Genomic DNA, 22,210 nt, shown 5'->3' with positions numbered 1-22,210 from the left:
CGACCAAAACGCCAAAAAACCGGCTAAATCTGGCGGTTTGATCGAACAATTTGTGTAAAAACAGCCAAAACTTCCCACACAAGGAGCCCAACCATGACCACTCTCGCAGTAGTAGGCGCCACCGGCCAGGTCGGCCGCGTGATGCGCAGCATCCTCGAAGAGCGAAACTTCCCCGCTGACACGGTTCGTTTCTTCGCATCGGCCCGGTCCGCTGGGAAGGAACTGGAGTTCCGCGGCGAAAAGATCATCATCGAAGACGTAGCCGCCACGTCCACCGAGGACTTGAAGGGCATCGACATCGCCCTGTTCTCCGCTGGCGGCGGCACCTCTCGCGAGCACGCTCCCCGCTTCGCGGAAGCCGGCGCGATCGTGGTGGACAACTCTTCGGCATGGCGCAAGGACCCTGAGGTTCCCCTGATCGTGTCCGAGGTGAATCCGCAGGAGGCAAAGAACACCCCGAAGGGCATCATTGCGAACCCCAACTGCACCACGATGGCCGCCATGCCGGCGATGGGCCCACTGCACGCGGCCGCGGGTCTGAAGCGTCTGCACGTGTCTTCCTACCAGGCCGTGTCCGGTTCCGGCCTGGCGGGTGTGGATACGCTGGTGAAGCAGGCTCGTGAGAACATCGATGTTCTGGAGAAGCTGGTGCACGATGGTTCTCAGTTGTCTGCTGAGGATCTGGGCCCGTATGTTGCTCCGATTGCGTTCAATGCTCTCCCGTTTGCGGGCAATCTTGTGGACGATGGCTCCAATGAGACGGATGAGGAGCAGAAGCTGCGCAACGAGTCCCGCAAGATTCTGGGTATTCCTGAGCTGCCTGTGGCGGGTACGTGTGTGCGTGTTCCTGTGTTGACGGGTCACACGATGACGATTCACGCCGAGTTTGAGCGCGCCATTACCCCGGAGGAAGCTCGCCAGATTCTGGCCGACGCCGCCGGCGTGGATGTGGTTGATGTGCCTACGCCACTGGCTGCTGCGGGCGTGGATAACTCTTTGGTGGGCCGCATCCGCCAGGACCAGTCGATCCCGGATAACCGTGGCTTGGTGCTGGTTGTCTCTGGTGACAATCTGCGCAAGGGTGCTGCGCTGAACACGATTCAGATTGCGGAGTTGCTGGTCTAGCGCGACGCGGAGAAACCGCCGCGCCGAATTCTTAGCGGCGCACAGCTCAGTCGAACAGCGCCTTGTCCGTACCGCAGCAGCCGGGCGCGCAGGGGCGACCGTTGAGCGTGTGCCCGAAATCTGGGACCGTGCCGAGTTGCGCGACCAGGTCTGCTGCGGCTTGCTGTGCTTCCGTCCTTATCCCCGACGCCGACCTCACGATCTGAGAGCTCTCTAACCTACTCACGGTGCTCGTGCTATCGGTGTTGAGCAGCGCGTTTCCGGGCTGCCGGCATTCTTCGACGAGGTCGACGATCATGGCTGCGAACTCTGGGGTGAGTCCTGGGGTGGCGACTCGGACGAAGGGGATGCCTGCGTTGTCGGCGGCTTCTTGTGCTTCCGTGTCCAGGTCCCACATGACTTCGATGTGGTCGGTGATGAAGCCAATGGGGCAGAGGACGATGCCGCGCGTGTTGCCGGCTGCTGCGCGTGCTTCGATGTGGTCGCAGATGTCGGGCTCAAGCCAGGGGACGTGGGGGGATCCGGAGCGGGATTGCCAGGTGGTTTCTACATCGAGAGGTGTGCCGACGCCGCAGTCCACACCGGCATCAATGCCGGTGTGGGCTGGGCCGTCTCCACGGCCGCCGACGGGTTCGTGGCGGGCTAGGCGCCCGGTCCAGCCGTGGTCTGCGAAGCTTCCAGGCTGGTTGGCGAAGGAGGAAGCTTGTTGTACCAGGCGCGCTGCGTCCAATACTTGTTGGGAGTAGAGGTTCCCTCCGAAGCTGTGGGGGCCGGCGGCGGCGTCCGCTACGTTAGGGACGGAGTGCGCGGTGAAGATGAGCTCGGCGTCGGTTCCTTTGTCACCCAGCGACGTGCGGGCGGCGTCCACGGCGGCGGCGAAGGACGCGATGAATGCGGGATGGGAGTGGAATTGGGGGAGGCGTTCGATGGTGGGGGCTTGTTCGCCGGCGTTGGTGACGGCGGTGAGTGCGCGGCGGATGTCCTCCTGGTATTGGCCGCAGCCGGAGTAACCGCCCCAGGCGCTGGTGGCGAAGACATATACGTGCTCGATGCCGTCGCGGGCGATGGTGAGGAGGGTGTCCTCTACATAGGGTTCCCAGTTGCGATTGCCGAAGTAGACGGGGAGGTCGAGGTCCCGTGCGCGGAGCTCTTGCTCGAGGTTCTCGATGATCTTCAGGTTTTGCTCGTTGATGGGGGAGCGGCCGCCGAGGGTGAAGTAGTGTTCGCCGACGTGCTCGAGGCGTTCGCGGGGGATGCCGCGCCCGCGGGTTACGTTCTCTAGGAAGGGGACCACTTCATCGGCCTTGTTGGGGCCGCCGAAGGAGAGGAATAGTAACGCGGTGCGCGGGGCGGTAGTGCTCATGGGGTATAGCTTAACTCACGACGAGGGAGGCGTTGTGTCTGCAGGTGGCATGGTGTGTTCTTTGATGAGCGACTCTATTTGTTGGGGAGAATAATGCCCTAACGCTAAGCCGTTTAAATCTAAGTAGTTAACTTCCTCGACCTTAGGACCGGAAAAAACAGTTCGCGCTATTTTGGTTCCCTTTCCGTATACTGTGAGTCTAGGTTTAAAAGTTCCGATAGACTTGGTCCTAATATTTTTAATGCCGTCATAATTAAATGATATGGAAGTGCCCATTGAGTGGTACCTAATTCCGCACTCATCGATCCTTAGCTCTAGCCGATAGGGATTCCCTATGAGGAGGGTATAGACGCTTCCGGCGGCGAAGAAAATCATGCTTCCAGTAATGAAAAACTCTCTTCCTGGCCGAGTTGGGTCTAACAAGGTATGATCAAAATAGGGCATGAAGCACCCCGGCGTGGCTAATATTAGTAAAATCGGCACTATCCATAAATGATGGAATTCCGTAATGTTTTCATGGTCTACCTTTGGAGTCCAGAGTTTTTTTGAAAATGCGAAAGGATCAAAATTAACTAGGGCTGTAACTGCGATTAGTTCGAAACATATGAAAGTGCTTAGAGTGTAGAGAATGCTAGTTAGGCGAACGTTATCTACAAGAAATATAAAAGGTGCTATTGTGAGTGTCAGACTGAAGGTCCACCAAAATAGACGCGCCCCGGCTTCTTTTAATTTTTCCTTCAATTCTATCTTCTCTCATTCTATTGACGATAGATGGTAATGTGATTTCGATTGGTCTGCTTGTGTTGCGGCGATAGTTGTCATCGCACTCATCGTTTGAGGTTCCAAGACCGACCCACCGCCTACTAATCCACAGTGCCCCGGGGAATGCGCCGTCTGACGAAGGCCCTTTAACCGTTCCTTTGTTGTTGCCAGGTGCCCTGTGTGCTGTTCTTCTGCCTCGACATCTCCACCAAGTCAGCCCGCGCACGCGCCACACGAGAGCGGATCGTGCCCACGCGCACACCAGCAATGTTCGCGGCCTCCGCGTAGGTGTAGCCCAATACCTGGGTCAGAATTAGCGCCTCGCGTCGTTCATCCTCCAGCGCATCCACCATCGCACGTGTATCTACCCACTCCGCCCAGGTATTACCGCCCGCATCCTCTTCGGCATGGCTGGATGCCAGCTCTTCGCTTACCTCAGCCCCCGAGGAACGTGGACGCGCCATATCGTGCCGCACGCTATCCACCCACACGCGCCGTGCGAGGGACAAAATCCAGGTGCGGGCCGTGGAACGCGCCGCGAATCGTGGCAAGGCAGACAACACGCGCAGATAGGTTTCCTGAGTGAGGTCGTCGGCGCGGTCACGATCCGCTAAATGAGCGAGAAGCCGCCAGACATCGTCGTGAGTCTCCGCAATGAACGCATTCAACGCCTTCCTGTCGCCCCGAGCAGCCCGCAGCGCCAGGTCAGTGACCCGCGCGTCTATGGCAGACGTGGCCATCTGGGGCGTATCTCGGTAATGCATAGGTATAAGCATAGGCTCCCCAAGGCTTCAATAGTGAATGCGTGGCCGAGAATGCCAGCCTCTACTGCATAATGGGGGAGTTTTCGGTATTAAGGGAGTGGAAGGCCTGATCGCTTTCTCGGCCAACGCCTCATGGCGTGGTCACTGCGTGTTCAGGCGCCACTGTCGTCAAGTTATAAAGGAGTTCACAATGAGCGACGCTAAGGACGCCCTCTACACCGCCAAGGCCCTGTCCACCGGTGGAGGTCGCGATGGTCATGTCTCTACCGACGATCGTCAGATTGACCTGGACACCCGCCCACCAAAGGCACTGGGTGGTTCCGGCGAGGGTACCAACCCTGAGCAACTGGTATCCGCGGGTTGGGCAGCATGCTTCAACGGTGCGCTGCAGCTGATCATCAAGAATGCCGGTGTGAAGCTGGACAATACCCCTGAGGTCACTGTTGAAACCTCCCTGCACAAGGCCGGCAAGGGATTTGAGCTGTCTGCAAAGATCAGTGCCACGGTGTTTGATGTGGATCAACAGCAGGCAGAAGAGCTGGTGGCTAAGGCTCACGAGTTCTGCCCATACTCCAAGGCTATGAAGGGCGACATCACGGTAGAGGTGGAAGCCTTCGCCGGCTAGTCTCGCACAGCTTCCGCGCGGTGGCACCGTGGCAGCGCTACGGCTGTTGGGTGTGCGGCACCGCCGTGCTGTGGCAGCGCTACAGCGCCGCTGCTATGCCACTACTTCGGCTCGGACGCTCGCTGACCACCAGACAGCGGCACCGTGTGATCCCAGTGCGTGGCGTGCAGCGCACGCCCCATCACATAAGACCCCACAGCGCCCACCACAAGCAGGGCAACAATCGCCACAATAGCCCTGATCAGCGCCCCCACGACGAACCCCTCCACCGCGAAGGTGTGCACCAGATTCGCGCAAATTAACAGGGGAATACCCACGCCCACGGCGGGTCCCACCATGTTCACCTGGGACAGCGCGTCGGGTGCCAAATACATGGCCCTGGCGCTCACGAAGATAAACACCGCTCCGATAATCGCCAGCACCCCTGCCAAGATCGCGGCGAACCAATTCGGCTCCCGGAACTCTTGCAGCTCGCCCGCCTCTGCGGCGAAGGTGTATAGCTGCTGCCCAGCGTCTGTTCCAAGTAGGAATGTCATAGCAGTCTCCTTTCAACCGCTTTATCGGCGGCCGCGGCTAATAATGCGCGCGTTCGCGATGGTAGAAATTGCGCCGAAAAGCCCGGCGAATAGTGCGACGTCGTAGGTGATCGCCGTCCGGTTGTACATGGAATAGCACAGAAACAACCCGATCATGGAGAAAAAGATCATGTCCGAGAGGACGGCGCGGCGGGCGTCGTTGTGGGTGGATACGGCACGCCACAGCACGGTCAGCAGTGCGATGACCACGATCACCGCAGCAATTCCGACCAAGATGTCGAGAAGCATGGTGGGTGACATTGGCTAGTTACCTTTCCGCTTTTTCTTGGAGCGTTTCTTTACTCGGGATGCTTTTTCTGCTTCTTCGTCGTGTTTTTCTTTCCAGTGCCGAGGAGCCTGTTTCCAGCGTTCTTTCCCGCTGACGTCCTTGTCATCGCGAGGGTTATTTTCAGGGTATAGCGGGTCGTAGAGAGTTTCGCCGGGTTTGGTGCGTCCTTGCCGGTCAGAGAGGGATGCGCCGAGGTTGTCGCCCGCGAACGTGTCAATATCTGGTGCCCCGGTGGAGTCCTTCTTTTTCGCGGCTCGGGCGCGTTCGGCGTTGCGACGTGCCACTTCGTAGCGCTCCATGCGGTCCATGTTGCGCAGCTCATCGGGATCTTTTTCATCGTCGTTGGCTTCCAGGATTGCGGCGACGAATGCTGCGGCATGTGGGGTGGAATCCACCTTTTCCACGTCGAATACCGTTTCATCCGACGCCCTACCGCCGCGACTCCCGCGGTATCCACGGGGGCCTTTACGTCCGCGCTCGACGAGGTATTCCACGTCGAATTTCATGGGGACGGATTTCACGTGAGGAGCGAGCCGTTCTTCCATATCTGCGAGGCTGTCGAGCAATTCTTGGGGGTCGGAACCGTACATTGCGTGGACGGCGAGGAAGCGTTGGACGGTGTCCAGGCCGTGGGTTTTGAATTCGGATTCTGCCACGGCGGAGGCATCCAGTCCACGGTTGCCGGCGATGGCGTCGTAATCGACCTCCTTGGGTCCGGTGACGCCGAGGGCGAGTGTGCCGGGCGTCATCGTAATGGAGGCGATGAAGCCGGCGATGTCACGCTCGCACGTGACTCGCAGTGGGTAGTACAGAATGATCGGCGCGATATTGCGGCCGGTTCCCAGGGTATCGATGGCCATGATCACGGATTCTTTGATGATCTGGCCGACCAGCCAGGTGCCGTAGCGCACGCTGTGGATGGTGTTGTTGATGAGGCTCATAGTTACTTACCTGCCTTTTCCCGTTGAGGGGAGTCGACACGGCTGTTGGTGGCGTCGTACTGCTTCGGGTCCTTGGCGGCCTTGCGGTTTTCTTCCTCTTGGACTGCGTTGCTGGCGGTGGCCGACTGTGCTCCTTCGGGAACGTTGTCGAGGCCAGCCGGTCCGATCGGAAGGACGTTACCCACGGCCTTGTCCTTGTCTGGGAAGACGGCGGCAACATAGGCGGTGGTGTCCGTCAGGGCGTGGGCTGCGCGGTTGGTGACGTTGAACAGGGGTCCAGCGCCGACGAACATCGCGACGGAGACAGCGATGAGTGCTGCAGAGGGGAACACGTATCGCCGGGGCACACGGAGTGTGGGATCGCACTCATTGGCGTTCATCTGACGGCCCCAGAAGACTTCTCGCCAGAGGTAGACCATGGAGAGCAGCGCGGCCATGCTGGAGATGATGATCACGGAGATGGCCAGCCAGGCACGCCATGAGCCATCGGCGGAAATGCCGAAGACGAGTCCCAGCTTTCCCCACAGCCCGGAGAAGGGTGGGAATCCCACGATGGCGAGGGCGCCCATGGCGAAGACAGTGGCGACAAAGCGGTCACGGCGCATGATGCCGGACAGCAAGCGCAGACGGCCGAAGCCGTAGGTTTCCTCGATGGCGCCAGAGGCCATGATGAGGGCGGCGGCGACGACCATGTGGTGCAGCATGTAGAACAGTGCCGCGGACAGCATCAGGTGTGGCTTCTCGGCCAGGAAGGCCAGAGAAATGAGGATGAACGGGATTCCGTTGACCATCTGATAACCGATGACTGAGCGCATGGAGGATTCCACCATGCCACCGAAGCCACCGATGAGCATGCCCAGCACCATGAAGAACAGGATGGTCCAGGACCAGGTGGGGTCCCCTTCAAAGACAGTCATGAAGATGCGCATGATTGCATACACGGCAACCTTCGTGTGGAGACCGGAGAACAGCGCCATCACCGCAGGTGAGGTAGAGGGGTAGGCGCGGGGCAGCCAGGTGTGAACAGGGGTCACTCCGGCCTTGACGGACAGAGCCAGGATCACGAGGCCAAGGGCCACCACGAGCTGCCATTGGTTGCCGAACACACCGGGTTCAAACTCCTGGCCTCGAGGGCCGGCAGCCCCCGCGAGCGCGGCGATGTTGGTGGTACCGATAACGCCATAGGTGAGCGCCACGCCACTGACGAGCAGCAGGGACGTCACCAGGTTCACGATGATGAACATGCGGGCGCTCGCCAGGCGGGCCCAGGTACCGGTCATGGCGATGAGGCCGAAGGACGGCATCAGCATCACTTCGATGAACACGAAGAGGTTGAACAAATCTGCCGTGAGGAGCGCACCCCAGGCGCCGCCCAACAGCAGCAGTGCCAGCGCGGGGTAGAAGCGGGCGCGTGTTTCGCCGACCACGTCGGCGAACCACAGTGCGACGAACACCACCAGGGAGGTGGTGAAGATCATGACCGCGGTCAGGGAATCCGCCACGATGGGGATGGAAATACCGCCCACAAACTTACCGACATTGTCCGCGAGCACTGGCGTATCGCCGGAGGTTGCAGCCAGCAGCCACAGGCCGCCGAGCATTCCGGCGAAGGGAATAGCCAGCGCGAGTGCGCGCCGGATGATGGGAACACCGATCACGGTCGCCAGGCCAGAGGCCACCATGGGGACAACGATAAACAGAGACAGAAGGGCACCGGTGGTCATGATTTCTTGTCCTCCTTGTTCTCAGCCTTGTTGCCAACCTTGCTCTCAGCCTGCTTCTTGTCCCGCGTCAGGTCACGCTCGCTCACACCAGCGCGCTGCGTGCCCCGACCCATGGTCTGGAAGCTGCGGTAGCGGCGGAAGCCGGACTCGGGGTCGTCGCTGGAGCGGGTATCGTCGTCACGACCCAGCGCCGCCATGGCCAGCAGCACCGCAGTCGATGCCATGGAGATCACGATGGCGGTCAGCACGAAGGCCTGGGGGAGGGGGTCTGCCGCCTCGCCGGACGTGGCGCGGTCCATCAGCGGTTCGGTGCGCCAGGCGCCAATGCCTGTGGAGAGGATTAGCAGGTTAACGCCGTGGCTGAGCAGCGCAATGCCAATGATGATGCGCAGCATGCCGCGCTGCATCACCATGTACACTCCGCCACCAATCAGGATGGCAATGATCAATGCGAGGATCATTACTGCTTCTCCTTTCCATCGTGTGCAGAATCGCTATCGTGTGCAGAATCGTCCGCGGTTTCGACAGGCGCTCGGGCTGCCTCACGCTCCGCACGGTGCTGCGCCTCAAGGCGTTGCGCTTCCTGGTCCGGCTTCCCGTTCTGACTCTGGGCCATCAGCTGGCCCATGTACGGCTGTCCCAAGCCATCGCTTCTCTTCTCCACCGCGGTGGGCTGTTTGCCCTTAGACTTCGGTCCCATCTTCTGCTTTGAGGTCGGGGTCCGGAAGGCGTCGGCGTGTCGGGAAGGATCAGCACCGGGGCGCTCACGTCCGCCCATCATGTTGATGACAATCACGATCAGGCCAAGCACGGCAAGGTACACACCGCCATCGAAGATCAGGGAGGTGGACCAGTGGAACGGTCCGATCGAGCCGTGGAATGGTGCTAAGAAGCTGCCCTTGAAGAAGCCAATCAGGCCCGTGCCCAAGGCAAGGAACATGCCCCAACCGATGAACTTGTAGCCCAGGTCGTTCGTGCCCATCAGCTCGGACCGTGCGGTGCCGAGGTAGTACACGAACATGCCACAGGCCGCGACCAGCGCAGCCAAGAAAGCGCCACCGGGGGCCATTGCGCCACGGTAGAAGGTCACCGCAGACAGGATGATCAGCAACGGAACCAGATACTTCGTGACCTGGCGGGACAGGATGGAGTTTAAGTAGTTGGAGCGCAGGTACTTGGAATAGAATGGCGCCAGTTCCGGGACCTTGTGCACGTCCGGGAATCGGGTGGATCCTTCCGCGCGGAACAGCTCGGAGGTAGAACCAGGACCGTATCCCGGCAGCGGGGAGCGCGGAATGGACTGGATAATCGCGGCGATGACAATGCCGGCGATACCCAGAACGATGAGCTCGCCCATCGTATCGAAGGCACGGAACTCAACCAGGATGGCTGCCACCACGTTGTTGGCGTCCACTTCCTTCGGAGTGTTCTCCAAGTACCACTGGGCTACCTGCGGCTTATCGTGGCGTCCCGTCAACAGCCACACGCCGAAGAACGTGACCAGCCCGATAGTCAGGGCCATGAAGGTGGCAAAGCGCGTGCGGTTTTCTCCCTCGCGGAGGTACAGGCGCGGCTGGTGGCGCACCACCAGCATCATCAGGACGACCACACAGAACTCCACCAGCAGGTTGGTCAGCGCCACATCGGGGGCTCCCAGGATCAGCATCATCCAGGACACGCCCACGCCGGCAATACCCACCAGCACAACGGAGGCGAGGCGGGAACGCGTAGCGATCAGCGCCACCACGGCGAAGGCAACGATGGCCAACGCCACCACGTCTTCCAACCGGTCGATGCCGCTCACACGCGGCTCCAGTGCGGCCAGGCCCGCGATGCGGCCAGGCGCCATGACAGATGCCGCGCCAATCGCGATGAGCATCAGCATGATCCACAGCACGTGACGGGTGGGGTTCAATCCCGCGGATGGGCGGCTGAGTAGGCGCGCGAGGCGTCGGGATAGATTTTCATACGTGTCCAGCACTTGCGCGCCACTGAACAGACCCAGGCGCGCGGTCTCCAGGGGGTAGACCAGGCGGTGGCGTTGCCAGATCACCACAACGCCCACGCCAATGACCGCCAAAGAAATCAACAGTGGCGTGGTCACGCCGTGCCACAGCGCCAGGTGGGAGTGGGTTTCGCCCACGCCGGTGGAAGCCACAATGGAATCCAGCGGATGGTCCGCACGGGACAGGAATAACACAGCCGGCAGGGAGAGCAGGCCGGGTGCCGCGGCGGGAAACCAGAAGCTGAACGGGGCTTCCTGGACCTTACTCATGTCCTTCGAGCCGTCGATGAACGCACCCGTGATGTACTTCGCGGAGTACACCATGGTGGCCAACGCGCCCAGCGCCGCCGCGCACAGCAGCACGATGATCCCCGTGTTGCTCAGAGGCGCTTCAAGGAACGCCTCAAGCATCCCTTCCTTAGACACAAATCCCAGGGTGGGCGGGATCGCCGCCATGGACGCTGCCGCGATCACAGCCGAGCCGAACGTGAACGGCATCCGGCGCCACAGGGAGCCCAGGCGGTGCATGTGCCGCGATCCGGCCTGGTGGTCGATCACTCCCACCAGCATGAACAGGGAGGATTTAAACAACGCATGCGCTGCCGTGTGCACAATCGCCGCCCCGATCGCGAAGGGAGTTCCCACACCGATGGTAGCCACGATCCAGCCCAGCTGGGACACCGTGGAATAGGCGGTCAGCTTTTTCAGATCGGGTTTCTGGATGGCGTACACAGCCGCCATCACGGCCGTGGTCATGCCCGTGACAATGAGGAGCACATGCCATGCCATGAGCCCATCAAACAGCCCGGAGAAGCGAATCAGCAGGTACACACCTGCCTTCACCACGGCTGCGGCGTGAAGGAAGGCGGACACGGGAGTGTCCGCCGCCATCGCTTCAGGAAGCCAGAAGTGGAACGGGATCTGTGCGGCCTTGGAGAATCCAGCCAGTGCGATCAACACCGCAATGAGGGTGAGCCGTACTTGATGGTCGCCCCAGGCGTCGTAGGTCACAATCTCAGACACCCGCATCGTCCCTGCGGTGATCGCCGCAAGCCCCAACCCGACCAGCAGGAAGAGACCACCAGCGAAGGTGAGCAGCAACGTGCGTACCGATCCTGCCTCGCCGCCGGAGCCGCTGCGGGCGATGAGGAAGAACGACGCCAAGCTCACCAATTCCCAGCCCACGAACAACAACGCCACGTCGTCGGCCAGGACCAGCAGCAGCACTGCCAGCATGAAGGACGTCATGAGCAGGTAAAAGCTCATGATTTTATGACCGTGGTGCAAGTAGCGGGTGGAGTAGATGAACACCACGCCGCCGATGATGAGCGCCAGGAGCGCGAAGAAGAGCGATAACGCGTCCATGCGCAGTGCAAAGATCACATCTGCGGTAGCGCCCGTGGGATTGGTGGCGTCCGTGCCGCCGGTTCCGCTGAGTAGCCCCTTGATCCACGTGACAGACCAGGTTGCGGCTCTCCCCTCAAGTATTGGGTCGGCGTGCATGATGATGTAACCAGCAACACCGAAGAATGTGATGCCCAAGGGCCAACCTGCGTTTCGGTCAAGGAGTTTGACCAGGACAGGTACTGCGATGAGCGCCACGCTAATAACTAATGGGATGGCAACCAAGCTCACGAGGATGCAACACTCCTACCAAGGTTCGAGTACAGGGGAGGGGCGTTGAGTAAATTCACAACAGTCTCAATAGTACCAACCACCCCGTACTACACCCAATTGGGGGATACTGATGTGACGTTGCTTCGTGCGATGGTGCTCTACCACGGGGCGTGTCTGCTGTCACAACACGCGCACGAAAAACGGGGCCCAGCACCACTATGTGTGCTGAGCCCCGGATCACATGGTCGGGATAACAGGATTTGAACCTGCGACCCCCTCGTCCCGAACGAGGTGCGCTACCAAACTGCGCCATATCCCGAAGGTAATACCGAAGGTAGTACCGCATGTACTGTCCACGTACTGTAGCAGCCGATGCGGTTGCGTGTTCAAGGGTACTCTAGGCCTTCTCCGTCACATGAATCAGGGTGGCCGATGGCCGGCAGAACGTTCGGAACGGCACGTACTTCGAATTACCCAAACCGTTGGTGACATGCAGCCACAGCCGATCCGACCAGCGGGACAGCCCCGCCACCCGCGAGCGGTCGATACCACAGTTCGTCACCAGCGCCCGCCCGCCCGGAAGGCACAGCTGCCCACCGTGAGTGTGCCCGCTCAAGGCCAGCTGGTATCCGTCGGCCGCGAACTTGTCCAGAATGTGCGGCTCCGGGGAGTGCGATAGCCCGATCGCCAGGTCCGCGTCCGGATTCGGGTGGCCCGCGATGCTGTCATAATCGTCCAGCTCGTGGTGCGGGTCATCCACGCCCGCCAACGCCAGCTTCACCTTGCGCGAGTAAGTGCCAGAACCGGTGAGCGCCGGGTCAATGGCGAATTCCACGCGCTGGTGGGTGGCGTCGTGCCATCCTCGTTCGATGAAGGCCGCGCGCATCCCCTTCCACGGCAATTCTTCCGTGCTGGGCTTACGTTTCTTGCCCAGGAGATAGATGAAGGGGTTGACGGGGCGCGGCGCGAAGTAGTCATTGGAGCCGAAGACGAACACCCCGGGGCGGTTGAGCAGCGGATCCAGCGCCCGCAGCACGCCCGGCACGCCTTCGGCTTCCCCGAGGTTGTCGCCCGTGTTAATCACCAGATCGGGGTCCATCTGTTCCAGCTCGGCGACCCATTGTTGCTTATCCTTCTGCCGCGCCAGCATGTGGAGGTCGCTGACGTGCAGAATCCGCAGGCTGTCCCAGTCGTCCGGCAGCGTTCCGGGCTCCAGCAGTGGCACCGTGACCTGGTGCAGCCGATACATGTGTGTTTCGCGCTCTGCCAGAATTAATGATCCGACGCCCAGCGCACCCACTCCCGCCGCACCCAGAAAAATGGAGCGGGCGAGGGAGCGGCGTGTGGGCTTTGAACTGACGGTGTTGCGCAACTTCATCACCTCACAAGTCTAGCGGCTCGGAGCGTGTGGCAGGCTAGCGCTCCCGGCGGCGTGCTTAGTGGCGGCCTACTTAATGGCGGCCTGGCTAATGGCGGCGCTGCGCCGTGACGTGCCCGTAGGCCTCCCGGAATCCGTGGGGGTTCGTGCCCGCCAGGAAACGCGGATCGAAGGGCGGAAGCATCGGCGCTCCGACGTATCTCAGCAGGTTATTCGTGGTAGCCAGGAACGTTTCCGCGGCTTCCTTACCTCCAAACATATCGCCATTCATGCACTGTCGCGCCGGGCTGGTGCACAGCGGCAGCGTGGTGTTGCCGTCGTTGAAGATGTAGGTGCTGCCGGCCCAGGTTGGGGTGAAACCCACAAACGCCGCGGACATGTTGGATTCTGTGGTGCCCGTCTTCGCGGAGATCGGAGACCCGAAGCCCGTTGCCTGGGCTGCCCCCTGTGCGCTGCCCTTAACCGTGTCCTCGCCCAATGCATTGGCCAGCGCGTCGGCCACGGGGCGCTCTAGCACCTGCTGGCACGGAGTGGGGGTGAGCTTCACTGGTGCACCATCGCGGTCGGTGACCTTCACCACGGGTCGGGGTTCGCACCAGCGGCCACCATCGGCCAGGGTTGCCGCCACGTTGGACAGCTCCAGCGGATTGATTGGGGTGGGGCCCAGAACATAGGAGGCGTTATTATCCTTCTTCATCTGCTCCGCGATGGACACCCCCTGGGAAAAGGAACCCTTCGTGGCATAGGAGCGTAGCCCCAAGTCCACGGACAGGTCCACGATCCGTTGCATGCCCACGGTCTGCGCCAACTCCACGAAAGGAGTGTTCGGACTGGTGGCCAGCGCCTCTCGAAGAGTCAACTGAGGCCGGTAGTCGGCGGCATTCTCCACGCAGTACATGCCCGGAGGACAGCCCGCAGCACCACCGTCGCCCATGCCGGAGACCTCCACACGTTTCGGAACATCCAGCTTGGTATCCAGTCCGGCGCCGTGTTCGAGGGCCACTGCGGCGTCGAATATTTTAAAGACGGACCCCGCACCATTGCCCTGCAAGGAATGGGTGAGGGGCAGCACGGTCTGCTTACTCTCCGCATCCAGGCCATACACGCGGCTGCTGGCCATCGCCCTCACATCATGGGTGGCAGCGGAGCCGGAGCGGCTGCTGCTTCGGGGCGTGATGAAGGAGGACACGGAGGCCACGCCCTCGGCTTGAGGGTGCACGCGGAGGCGGCTTTGCTGGACGGCCTGTTGCTGAGCTGTGGCGTCCAACGTGGTGGTGATGGTGTAGCCGCCACGCATAATGTCCTCCTGGGACAGTCCATGATCCTCCAACCACTGGAGCGCATAATCGCAGAAAAAGCCATTATCACCAGCGCCAATGCACCCGCCTTGGAGCCGCTGCGGCTGCTCGAGCACCCCCAGCGGCTCCTGGGCATAACGGTCAGCATCCGCCTGCGACAACGTGCCCGTGGCCACCCGAGCCTGAAGGACAGCATTGCGGCGCTGCAGGGCGGCGTCCGGATGAGCGTAAGGATCAAGGCCGGCCGTGGACTGCACCACGCCCGCCAGGAACGCCGCCTGAGGGACGGTGAGGTGGGAAGCGTGCACGCCGAAGTAGGTGCGGGCGGCCGCTTCGATGCCGAAGGCGCCCTGCCCGTAGGAGATGAGATTAAGGTAGCGCGTGAGGATCTCGTCCTTGGAGAAGCGCTGGTCCACCTCGCTGGCCATCTTCATCTCGCGCAGCTTGCGGGGGATGGAGGTTTCCACGGCTTCCTCGGCCTGCTCGTGGGAATCAGCGGCTATGTAATAGAGGTAGTTCTTCACATATTGTTGGTCCAGCGTGGAGGCGCCTTCGGCCACGCCGCCGCTGGTGACATTGGAGACCATGGCGCGGAGAGTGCCGCGCAAGTCCACGCCGGAGTGCTCGTAGAAACGACGATCCTCGATGGCGACGATGGAATCCTTCACCTCTTGGGAGATCTTGTCGCTGGCTACCGGCACGCGGTACTGATCGTAGAAATAAGCGATGGGTTCGCCCTCACGATCAGTCATGGTGGATACCAAAGGGAGAGAGGTGTTGTAGCCAATGTCCTGAAGGTTCGAGTTCATGGTTCGTGAGCTGGCATTGATGCCCCAGCCAGCTGCGCCCGCCAGGGGGAGGAGCGCAACGCTCATCAGTACACCGGCTACGAGGATCGCCGCGATGAGCGTGGAGAGGGCTGTCAGCTTTTCCTTCATGGCCAATTACCTTAGTGCACCGCGTGGTGTATGGGGGTGGGGGAAAGTGTTTTGACCCTAGAAGGGTCAGTTCGTGATTTTCGCCACACTTTACAGCGTTTTCACAGTCTTTTCGCAGTAGAGACGATATGTCCACAGAAAGTTGTTAGATCAACTACCGTGGGCTGATTTTCCTACCACGAAAGAGGCGCGAGAGGGGTTATCACCCCCACAATGTGACGCAATAGACAGTAGTGAAAAAATGTGAATAGTATTACAACATCGATGCGGCGACGCACCGGCACTACCTACGACACGCTAACGACATCACCAATCCTGTGGAGGAAAGAACATTATGACGGCATCACTCGCACGACCAGTAGGAGCCACGGCACCTCTGGATGCACAGCCGCTCACGACGCGCGAATCCTTCACCAACCGCGGTGAATGGATCACCCAGGCGCACTGCCGCAACGTTGACCCTGAGGAGCTCTTCGTCAAGGGTGCAGCACAGCGCAAGGCCGTGGCCATCTGCCGCCACTGCCCCGTGGTCCTGCAGTGCCGTGCCGACGCCCTGGACAACCGCGTGGAATACGGCGTGTGGGGTGGCATGACGGAACGCCAGCGCCGCGCACTGCTGCGCAAGCACCCAGAGATCACCTCCTGGGCAGACTTCTTCGCCGGCCAACTGGAAGCGGCCGCAGCGCGCAAAGGCTAGACTAGCCCCATGACTACATGGGAATACGCAACCGTGCCACTGCTGACACACGCCACCAAACAGATCCTGGACAATTGGGGATCAGACGGATGGGAGCTCGTGAGTGTGCTCCCCGGCCCCACGGGAGAGCAGCACGTCGCTTACCTGAAGCGCCCTCTCGAGAGCTAGCGATAGTCAGCTAAAGATAGTAAGGAAAGGCACGTAGACAGTGGCACAAACATTTAGTGAGCGCCTCACCGAACTAGGCATTGAACTTCCAGCCGTTGCAGCACCCGTTGCGGCATACGTTCCTGCGGTGAAGGCCGGCAATACCGTATACACCTCCGGACAGCTCCCCTTCGTCAACGGTGAGCTTCCCGCGACGGGACTCGTCGGCGACGCAGAGGGGGAGTCCACCCCTGACGTCACCCCAGAGCAGGCCTATGATCTTGCTCGCACCGCCGCGCTCAACGCGGTCGCTGCGGTCGATGCATTGGTGGGGATCGACAACATTACCCAGGTGGTGAAGGTCAACGGTTTTGTGGCTTCTGCCAGAGGATTTGGCGGCCAACCAGCAGTGATCAACGGAGCCAGCGAGGTCTTGGGAGAGATCTTCGGCGATGCAGGAGTGCACGCCCGCGCTGCAGTGGGAGTGGCTGAATTGCCGCTGAACGCCCCCGTTGAAGTAGAAATTGTTGTCACGGTAGCCGAATAAACCCTTTTGAGCGCTAAGCTGGAGTGCATGGAACACCCTGCATATAGCCAACTCCGTCCCGTTACCGACAACGTTGGAGTGGTTTTGGCCATGAACCCTAGCTACTCCGCTCTGGAGGGGACCAACACCTGGATCATCCGCGGAAAGAACGACCGCGTGAGCGTGGTGGTAGACCCAGGCCCAGCGGATGAAGGCCACCTCAACGTTGTCACGTCCAAGGCCACCCAGGATGGTGGACAGATTGGACTGACCCTGCTGACCCACCGCCATGACGACCACGCCGCGGGAGCTCACCGCTTCCGCCAGATCAACGGCACGTCCATCCGCGCGGTGGACAAGACCCACAACTACGGCGATGTCCAGCCGCTGGAAAACGGTGAGTTCATTAAGATCGAGGGCCTCACGCCCACCATCGAGGTGGTGACCACCCCAGGTCACACCAAGGACAGCGTGTGCTTCTTCATCCACTCCCAGGGTGGAACCGATGACTCGGACGTTGAAGGCATCATCACCGGAGACACGATCGCGGGCCGCCACACCACCATGATCTCCGAGACGGATGGTGACCTGGGTGCCTACATCGAGACTCTGCGCATGCTTCAGAAGCGCGGCGAAGGCAAGACCCTGTTGCCCGGCCACGGCCCGGAGCATCAGGACGTGTCCGAGCTGGCGACGAAGTACCTGGAGCGTCGTGAACAGCGACTGCAGCAGGTCAAGCAGGCCCGTGCCGAACTGGGTGAGGATGCCACGGTGGGAGAACTGGTGGACTTCATCTACACGGACGTAGACCCAGTGCTTCGCTCCGCGGCGGAGCAGTCCACCCGCGTGGCCGTGCGCTACCTCGCGGAGCAGGACAACTAGCGAGCGCTAGCGGGCGAGCGGTGCGGCTCGCCATGCACTGGCGCGTGCGCTACGCGCACGTGAGCGCAGCCAAGGCCTAGCGAGCGCGCTTGGCCAGACGCTCCGTATCGGAGATCAACACGGATTTGCCCTCGAGGCGAATCCATCCGCGGTGAGCAAACTCAGCCAGAGCCTTGTTCACCGTCTCGCGGGACGCTCCGACCAGCTGGGCGATCTCTTCCTGGGTGAGATCGTGGTTCACACGCAGAGCGCTGCCTTCCTGGGTTCCGAAACGGTTCGCCAGCTGCAGCAGCGCCTTCGCCACGCGGCCAGGGACGTCGGTAAAGATAAGATCCGCCAGGGAGTTATTCGTCCTGCGGAGACGGCGCGCCAACACGCGCAGCAGCTGCTCTGAAATCTGAGGATGCTGGCCAATCCATTCGTGCAGCATGTTGGAGTCCATCGTGGCGCAGACTACTTCGGTGACACAGATTGCCGAGGAGGTACGTGGGCCGGGATCGAAGATGGACAGCTCACCGAACATGTCCGAGGGGCCCATTACTGTGAGCAGATTCTCGCGGCCGTCGGCCGAGTGCCGGGCCAGCTTCACCTTGCCAGAGATGATGATGTAGAGACGATCACCTGGCTCACCTTCGTCGAAGATCGTGGTACCCCGTGGGTACTTCACGGTATCCAGTTGAGCAATCAGGTCCTGCACGGCAGTTGGCTCAACTCCTTGGAAAATACCCGCGCGGGACAGGATCTCAGATACTTCTGACATCGAGGCGTTACTCCTTCAGGCTGGCCGGTGTTACGGCTGCGTTTTCACAGTGTGGTCAAGGGTTCTAGTTGCGTCTCATCTACCGTGTAGGAGCCGCAGGCTATTGTTGTAGGCATGTCTGGAAAGAAACATTCATCACTCCCCACCCCAGGCAGTCATATCGCCGCGAAGGGCAAAGAGACCCGCTTGGGGCGAGTGCGTCGTGCACGTCGAATCAATCGGATGCTTGATGAAGCCTATCCAGATGCTCACGCCGAGTTGGACTTCACAAACCCCTTGGAGTTGTTGGTCGCAACTGTGCTCTCCGCTCAGTGTACTGATGTTCGTGTGAATATAGTCACAAAGCGGTTGTTTCCACTGTATCCTACTGCGGAATCCTATGCACAAGCGCGTCAGGAAGAACTCGAAGAAATCATCCGCCCCACGGGTTTCTACCATTCCAAGGCGCGCAACCTCATGGGGCTGGGGGCGATGCTGGTGGACAAACACGGCGGCGAGGTGCCGGGCCGTCTGGAGGACCTGGTGGAGCTCCCGGGCGTGGGCCGGAAGACCGCGAACGTGGTGCTGGGCAATGCGTTCGGGGTGCCTGGGCTGACGGTGGACACGCACTTCGGCCGTTTAGTCCGACGCTGGGGGCTCACCACCGAAGAGGATCCCGTCGCCGTAGAGCGGGAGATAGCCGAGCTCATTGAGCGTAAAGAGTGGACGATGTTCTCCCACCGCACCGTGTTCCATGGCCGGCGAGTGTGCCACTCCCGTCGAGCCGCCTGCGGAACCTGCCTGTTGGCTCGGCAATGCCCCAGCTTTGGCATCGCGGGGCCCGCGGATCCGCATGAGGCCATCACGCTCATGAAGTCCGAGGACCGTGAGCACTTGTTGGCTGTCGCAGGGTTCTCGGCCGACGGAGAGCCGGCAGACAGAAAGCCTGAAGGCAGAGAGGAGGCATAGCGGTGGCGAGCGAAGAGCAGAACAACCCAGTGGAGCAACCGTCCGCAGAGCAGCCGCCGCGCGCGTCCGCGGAGCGACGCACGCGGATCATCATCGTGGCTGTCACCGTGATCGTGGGCCTCATCGTGGCGGCCATCCCGCTGATCGCCAGCATGACCAGCCCCTCGGGCACTTCTCACGGAACCGCGCACTCGGCTGAGGGCACCGGCGCCGCAGCAGACAGCGCATACCCTGGCAACGCCCAGGACCCACAGCTTAAAGACGTGAGTGTGGACACGCCCGTGGCGTGCCCCGAGGCCGCCCAGCACCCCCTGGACCCTTCCTCGGAACTCGCTGACGTGACCCTGCCCTGCCTCACCACGGGCGGGCAGCCCACCGAGCACTCCCTAGGCCAACAGCTTGCCGGGAAAGTCTCCGTGGTGAACGTCTGGGCCTGGTGGTGCGGACCCTGCCGCGAGGAACTACCCATTATGAACGCGGTGCGGCACAGCCACCCAGAATGGAACGTTGTAGGGGTACATATGGCCCAAGAGGCGCAGGCCGGCGTCGATTTTTTAAAGACAACAGGGGCCACTGACCTGCCGAGCTATCAGGATTCCAGTCACACGTTCGACACGGCCACGAAAATACCCCAAGTAGTACCGATAACATTGGTCTATCGAGAAGACGGCACACGCGCCGGGATGTTCACCACAGCATTCACCAGCGAAGAACAGCTCGTCACGGCCGTCACCAACGCACTACACAACGAGAAGAACTAACGCATGGACTACCCCTTCGAGCAGTGGTACGCCGCGATCGACCACCAACCGGACCTCCCCGGCGGACTAGACGCCATGCCCACCTGGATCCAGGACGTGGCCCGCGTGTGCAGAGAAACGGACATCCACCAGCACTTCTCCGACAACTCACGGAAAGTGCCGGAGGCAGACCCGAACGGAACCCCACCCCGCTATTCCGCGGTGCTGATCCTGCTCGGGGAGGGCGAATCGGACGGAGCGCCAGAGATCCTGCTGACGCATCGCACCCCCACTATGCGCACACACTCCGGGCAAATGGCCTTCCCTGGTGGCGGCTGGGAATCACAAGACCCAGACCCCATCCGCACAGCCGTGCGGGAAGCCCAGGAGGAAACGGACCTGGACCCAGAATCCATCACGCCGCTAGCGGTCCTGCAGCCCCTGTACATTGATCGCACGAACTTTGCCGTGGTGCCCGTGCTGGCGTACTGGCACGCGCCGCACCCCGTGCATCCCGCCACGGCGGAAAACGACTGGGTGGAAACGGTGGCCATTGCCGACTTGGTGAATCCGGAGAATCGCTTCCGCGTGGAATACCTGGGATGGCACGGGCCAGCATTCTATGTCCACGACATGATCCTGTGGGGATTCACCGGGGGCGTGGTGGACGCGCTGTTGGAACGCGCCGGCTGGGCACAACCGTGGGACACACAGCGTAAGGTAGACCTATTCAGCGCGCTGGCTGAATCCTCCAACGGTGAAGCCCTTGCCGATATGCGCAAGGGCTTCCGCGGCGAACTAGACCGCTAGCTGCGAGGACGGCCACACACCACACACTGAAGGGACAGCACATGGACTCAGTCGGCACGGGATCCATCATGGTTGATGCGATTCTGGTTCTGGTAGCGATCGTGTCGCTCACCACCGGCTACCGCCAGGGCGGTGTATCCGCATTCCTGAGCCTGCTGGGCGTGCTGCTCGGCGGCACGCTGGGCGTGAAAATCCTGCCGAAGGTGATGGACAGGCTGGGACACTCCGGAACAGGCGGAGAGGAGTTCGCCTCGGACACCAGCCCGGGTGTGCGCATTCTCGTGGCGCTCATTATTGTCGCTGGATCCGTGGTTATCGGGTACGCCATTGGTTCCGGGATCGGCGCGAAGCTTCGCGACCGGATCCCCACTCGCTCGCTCATGAAGGTCGACTCCGTGGCCGGCGCTGTGGTCCAGGTAGTCACGGCCATGATTGTGGTGTGGATGATCTTTGTGCCGGCGGCGTCCAATAACAAGGGAGAGCTGGGGCAATCGCTGGCGGGGTCGCACGGCCTGAAGATCCTCAACCACATCATGCCGGGGTGGGTGAAGGGACTGCCCGCGCAGACTGCGGCGCTAGTGAACTCCTCCGGTTTCCCTGTCATCACGGACCCGCTGGAGCGGCTTCCTAAGACGGAGGTGGCCTCCCCCGATCCTCAGCTGAAAGCCTCGCCGATGGTCAAGCGGCTTCAGCCGTCGGTGGTCAAGGTGGTGGGTGAGGCCCGTCAGTGCCAGCGCCTGCTGCAGGGAACCGGGTTTGTGGTGGCCCCCGGAACCATCATGACTAATGCTCATGTGGTTGCGGGAACGGATACGGTGACGCTGCTTACTGCCGCTGGGACCATCGACGCCGCCGTCACGTACTACAACCCTTCCGCCGATATTGCGCTGCTCACTGCGGACGGCTTGGATGCGCCTGTGTTGCCGTGGGCGGAGACGCCTGCCCAGCACGGTGATGACGTGGTGGTTCTGGGCTACCCTCAAGCCGGTGACTACACAGCTACCCCGGCACGCATCCGCGATAGCTTCGTGGTCTCTGGTCCGAACATCTACGCGAACCAGCGCGTGGAGCGAGAGGCCTATTCTCTGCGTGGCGACGTGGTGCAGGGTAACTCCGGTGGCCCGTTGGTGGACACCGATGGGCACGTGCTGGGGTTGGTGTTCGGGGCGGACCTGAATGAAGCGGACACGGGCTACGCGTTGACGAAGAACGAGGTCATGAAGCAGGTGGGAGACCTGGGCGCGTGGACGGCGCCGGTGGATACCCAGGCGTGTGTGCTGAATTAGGTGGGGCTGG

General features: G+C 61.1%; 22 protein-coding genes and 1 tRNA gene. 10 read left to right on the top strand and 13 right to left on the bottom strand.

The annotated features are described in order from the left end of the window. Positions 1-93 precede the first annotated feature (93 nt). Complete coding sequence (locus IAU67_RS09525; protein WP_151842873.1) at positions 94-1,125, top strand: aspartate-semialdehyde dehydrogenase; 1,032 nt, start codon at positions 94-96, stop codon at positions 1,123-1,125. Between the two features lie 46 nt (positions 1,126-1,171). On the opposite strand, the gene IAU67_RS09520 is transcribed toward IAU67_RS09525, so the two are convergent. From IAU67_RS09520 to IAU67_RS09510, 3 genes are all read right to left on the bottom strand, one after another. Next, the gene (locus IAU67_RS09520; RefSeq protein ID WP_151842874.1) at positions 1,172-2,488 is read right to left on the bottom strand and encodes a ferrochelatase; all 1,317 of its coding nucleotides are present in this window, start codon (positions 2,486-2,488) and stop codon (positions 1,172-1,174) included. A 15-nt stretch (positions 2,489-2,503) separates the two neighbouring features. Next, positions 2,504-3,229: a hypothetical protein gene (locus tag IAU67_RS09515; protein ID WP_151842875.1), complete on the bottom strand. Its 726-nt coding sequence runs from the start codon at positions 3,227-3,229 to the stop codon at positions 2,504-2,506. Between the two features lie 167 nt (positions 3,230-3,396). Then, positions 3,397-4,014, bottom strand: a complete 618-nt coding sequence (locus tag IAU67_RS09510; RefSeq protein WP_225723573.1) for an RNA polymerase sigma factor — start codon at positions 4,012-4,014, stop codon at positions 3,397-3,399. A gap of 190 nt (positions 4,015-4,204) precedes the next feature. Here IAU67_RS09510 and IAU67_RS09505 point away from each other — a divergent pair, with 190 nt between their 5' ends. Further along, a complete protein-coding gene (locus tag IAU67_RS09505; RefSeq protein WP_151842876.1) occupies positions 4,205-4,639 on the top strand; it encodes an organic hydroperoxide resistance protein in 435 nt (144 codons plus the stop codon). A gap of 101 nt (positions 4,640-4,740) precedes the next feature. Here IAU67_RS09505 and IAU67_RS09500 read toward each other — a convergent pair whose 3' ends face one another. The 9 genes from IAU67_RS09500 to IAU67_RS09460 form a co-directional block, all read right to left on the bottom strand. Further along, a complete protein-coding gene (locus IAU67_RS09500; RefSeq protein WP_151842877.1) occupies positions 4,741-5,175 on the bottom strand; it encodes a Na+/H+ antiporter subunit G in 435 nt (144 codons plus the stop codon). 21 nt (positions 5,176-5,196) lie between these two features. Then, complete coding sequence (locus IAU67_RS09495) at positions 5,197-5,475, bottom strand: monovalent cation/H+ antiporter complex subunit F (RefSeq protein ID WP_151842878.1); 279 nt, start codon at positions 5,473-5,475, stop codon at positions 5,197-5,199. Between the two features lie 3 nt (positions 5,476-5,478). Then, a complete protein-coding gene (locus tag IAU67_RS09490; protein WP_151842879.1) occupies positions 5,479-6,444 on the bottom strand; it encodes a Na+/H+ antiporter subunit E in 966 nt (321 codons plus the stop codon). Between the two features lie 2 nt (positions 6,445-6,446). Beyond that, positions 6,447-8,168: a monovalent cation/H+ antiporter subunit D family protein gene (locus tag IAU67_RS09485; protein WP_151842880.1), complete on the bottom strand. Its 1,722-nt coding sequence runs from the start codon at positions 8,166-8,168 to the stop codon at positions 6,447-6,449. After that, positions 8,165-8,629, bottom strand: coding sequence for a sodium:proton antiporter (locus tag IAU67_RS09480; RefSeq protein WP_151842881.1), 465 nt, complete (start codon positions 8,627-8,629; stop codon positions 8,165-8,167). The genes IAU67_RS09485 and IAU67_RS09480 overlap by 4 nt, the downstream gene beginning before the upstream one ends. Beyond that, positions 8,629-11,808, bottom strand: coding sequence for a DUF4040 family protein (locus IAU67_RS09475; RefSeq protein ID WP_151842882.1), 3,180 nt, complete (start codon positions 11,806-11,808; stop codon positions 8,629-8,631). The genes IAU67_RS09480 and IAU67_RS09475 overlap by 1 nt, the downstream gene beginning before the upstream one ends. Positions 11,809-12,032: 224 nt before the next feature. After that, a tRNA-Pro gene (locus IAU67_RS09470) sits at positions 12,033-12,109 on the bottom strand. Positions 12,110-12,187: 78 nt separating this feature from the next. Beyond that, on the bottom strand, positions 12,188-13,168 hold the full coding sequence (locus IAU67_RS09465; protein WP_151842883.1) for a metallophosphoesterase: 981 nt from the start codon (positions 13,166-13,168) through the stop codon (positions 12,188-12,190). 88 nt (positions 13,169-13,256) lie between these two features. Next, positions 13,257-15,404 (bottom strand): transglycosylase domain-containing protein, encoded by a 2,148-nt coding sequence (locus IAU67_RS09460; RefSeq protein WP_151842884.1) that lies wholly within the window; start codon positions 15,402-15,404, stop codon positions 13,257-13,259. Positions 15,405-15,738: 334 nt separating this feature from the next. On the opposite strand from IAU67_RS09460, the gene IAU67_RS09455 reads away from it, so the two are divergent. Genes IAU67_RS09455 through IAU67_RS09440 form a run of 4 tightly spaced genes read left to right on the top strand, consistent with a single transcriptional unit; the run spans position 15,739 to position 17,656 of the window. Next, on the top strand, positions 15,739-16,101 hold the full coding sequence (locus IAU67_RS09455; protein WP_151842885.1) for a WhiB family transcriptional regulator: 363 nt from the start codon (positions 15,739-15,741) through the stop codon (positions 16,099-16,101). Positions 16,102-16,110: 9 nt separating this feature from the next. Further along, on the top strand, positions 16,111-16,269 hold the full coding sequence (gene sp36, locus IAU67_RS09450; protein WP_151842886.1) for a Sp36 family protein: 159 nt from the start codon (positions 16,111-16,113) through the stop codon (positions 16,267-16,269). Between the two features lie 40 nt (positions 16,270-16,309). Then, positions 16,310-16,795, top strand: coding sequence for a RidA family protein (locus IAU67_RS09445; protein ID WP_151842887.1), 486 nt, complete (start codon positions 16,310-16,312; stop codon positions 16,793-16,795). A 27-nt stretch (positions 16,796-16,822) separates the two neighbouring features. After that, entirely contained in the window at positions 16,823-17,656 is an 834-nt protein-coding gene (locus IAU67_RS09440) for an MBL fold metallo-hydrolase (protein ID WP_151842888.1), read from the top strand. A gap of 76 nt (positions 17,657-17,732) precedes the next feature. On the opposite strand, the gene glxR is transcribed toward IAU67_RS09440, so the two are convergent. Beyond that, positions 17,733-18,416, bottom strand: a complete 684-nt coding sequence (gene glxR / locus IAU67_RS09435; protein WP_151842889.1) for a CRP-like cAMP-activated global transcriptional regulator GlxR — start codon at positions 18,414-18,416, stop codon at positions 17,733-17,735. A gap of 114 nt (positions 18,417-18,530) precedes the next feature. Here glxR and nth point away from each other — a divergent pair, with 114 nt between their 5' ends. From nth to IAU67_RS09415, 4 genes are read left to right on the top strand one after another with little or no spacing between them, the layout of a single operon-like run. Next, on the top strand, positions 18,531-19,364 hold the full coding sequence (gene nth, locus IAU67_RS09430; RefSeq protein WP_151842890.1) for an endonuclease III: 834 nt from the start codon (positions 18,531-18,533) through the stop codon (positions 19,362-19,364). Positions 19,365-19,366: 2 nt separating this feature from the next. After that, positions 19,367-20,125: a TlpA disulfide reductase family protein gene (locus tag IAU67_RS09425; protein WP_151842891.1), complete on the top strand. Its 759-nt coding sequence runs from the start codon at positions 19,367-19,369 to the stop codon at positions 20,123-20,125. Positions 20,126-20,128: 3 nt separating this feature from the next. Further along, positions 20,129-20,914 carry an NUDIX hydrolase gene (locus IAU67_RS09420; RefSeq protein ID WP_151842892.1) on the top strand — a complete coding sequence of 262 codons (786 nt, stop codon included), beginning with the start codon at positions 20,129-20,131 and terminating at the stop codon, positions 20,912-20,914. 41 nt (positions 20,915-20,955) lie between these two features. Next, a complete protein-coding gene (locus tag IAU67_RS09415; RefSeq protein ID WP_151842893.1) occupies positions 20,956-22,200 on the top strand; it encodes a MarP family serine protease in 1,245 nt (414 codons plus the stop codon). The last annotated feature ends 10 nt before the right edge of the window (positions 22,201-22,210 follow it).

Origin of the sequence: Corynebacterium zhongnanshanii (assembly GCF_014490575.1) — a bacterium.
Lineage (GTDB): Bacteria > Actinomycetota > Actinomycetes > Mycobacteriales > Mycobacteriaceae > Corynebacterium > Corynebacterium zhongnanshanii.
This window is presented reverse-complemented; position numbering and strand designations above follow the sequence as displayed.

Excerpts from the sequence above, each read along its gene's own strand:
- IAU67_RS09525 (WP_151842873.1), top strand. The coding sequence starts at position 94 with ATGACCACTCTCGCAGTAGTAGGCGCCACCGGCCAGGTCGGCCGCGTG.
- IAU67_RS09520 (WP_151842874.1), bottom strand. The coding sequence starts at position 2,488 with ATGAGCACTACCGCCCCGCGCACCGCGTTACTATTCCTCTCCTTCGGC.
- IAU67_RS09510 (WP_225723573.1), bottom strand. The coding sequence starts at position 4,014 with ATGCATTACCGAGATACGCCCCAGATGGCCACGTCTGCCATAGACGCG.
- IAU67_RS09505 (WP_151842876.1), top strand. The coding sequence starts at position 4,205 with ATGAGCGACGCTAAGGACGCCCTCTACACCGCCAAGGCCCTGTCCACC.
- IAU67_RS09500 (WP_151842877.1), bottom strand. The coding sequence starts at position 5,175 with ATGACATTCCTACTTGGAACAGACGCTGGGCAGCAGCTATACACCTTC.
- IAU67_RS09495 (WP_151842878.1), bottom strand. The coding sequence starts at position 5,475 with ATGTCACCCACCATGCTTCTCGACATCTTGGTCGGAATTGCTGCGGTG.
- IAU67_RS09490 (WP_151842879.1), bottom strand. The coding sequence starts at position 6,444 with ATGAGCCTCATCAACAACACCATCCACAGCGTGCGCTACGGCACCTGG.
- IAU67_RS09485 (WP_151842880.1), bottom strand. The coding sequence starts at position 8,168 with ATGACCACCGGTGCCCTTCTGTCTCTGTTTATCGTTGTCCCCATGGTG.
- IAU67_RS09480 (WP_151842881.1), bottom strand. The coding sequence starts at position 8,629 with ATGATCCTCGCATTGATCATTGCCATCCTGATTGGTGGCGGAGTGTAC.
- IAU67_RS09465 (WP_151842883.1), bottom strand. The coding sequence starts at position 13,168 with ATGAAGTTGCGCAACACCGTCAGTTCAAAGCCCACACGCCGCTCCCTC.
- IAU67_RS09460 (WP_151842884.1), bottom strand. The coding sequence starts at position 15,404 with ATGAAGGAAAAGCTGACAGCCCTCTCCACGCTCATCGCGGCGATCCTC.
- IAU67_RS09455 (WP_151842885.1), top strand. The coding sequence starts at position 15,739 with ATGACGGCATCACTCGCACGACCAGTAGGAGCCACGGCACCTCTGGAT.
- sp36 (WP_151842886.1), top strand. The coding sequence starts at position 16,111 with ATGACTACATGGGAATACGCAACCGTGCCACTGCTGACACACGCCACC.
- IAU67_RS09440 (WP_151842888.1), top strand. The coding sequence starts at position 16,823 with ATGGAACACCCTGCATATAGCCAACTCCGTCCCGTTACCGACAACGTT.
- glxR (WP_151842889.1), bottom strand. The coding sequence starts at position 18,416 with ATGTCAGAAGTATCTGAGATCCTGTCCCGCGCGGGTATTTTCCAAGGA.
- nth (WP_151842890.1), top strand. The coding sequence starts at position 18,531 with ATGTCTGGAAAGAAACATTCATCACTCCCCACCCCAGGCAGTCATATC.
- IAU67_RS09420 (WP_151842892.1), top strand. The coding sequence starts at position 20,129 with ATGGACTACCCCTTCGAGCAGTGGTACGCCGCGATCGACCACCAACCG.
- IAU67_RS09415 (WP_151842893.1), top strand. The coding sequence starts at position 20,956 with ATGGACTCAGTCGGCACGGGATCCATCATGGTTGATGCGATTCTGGTT.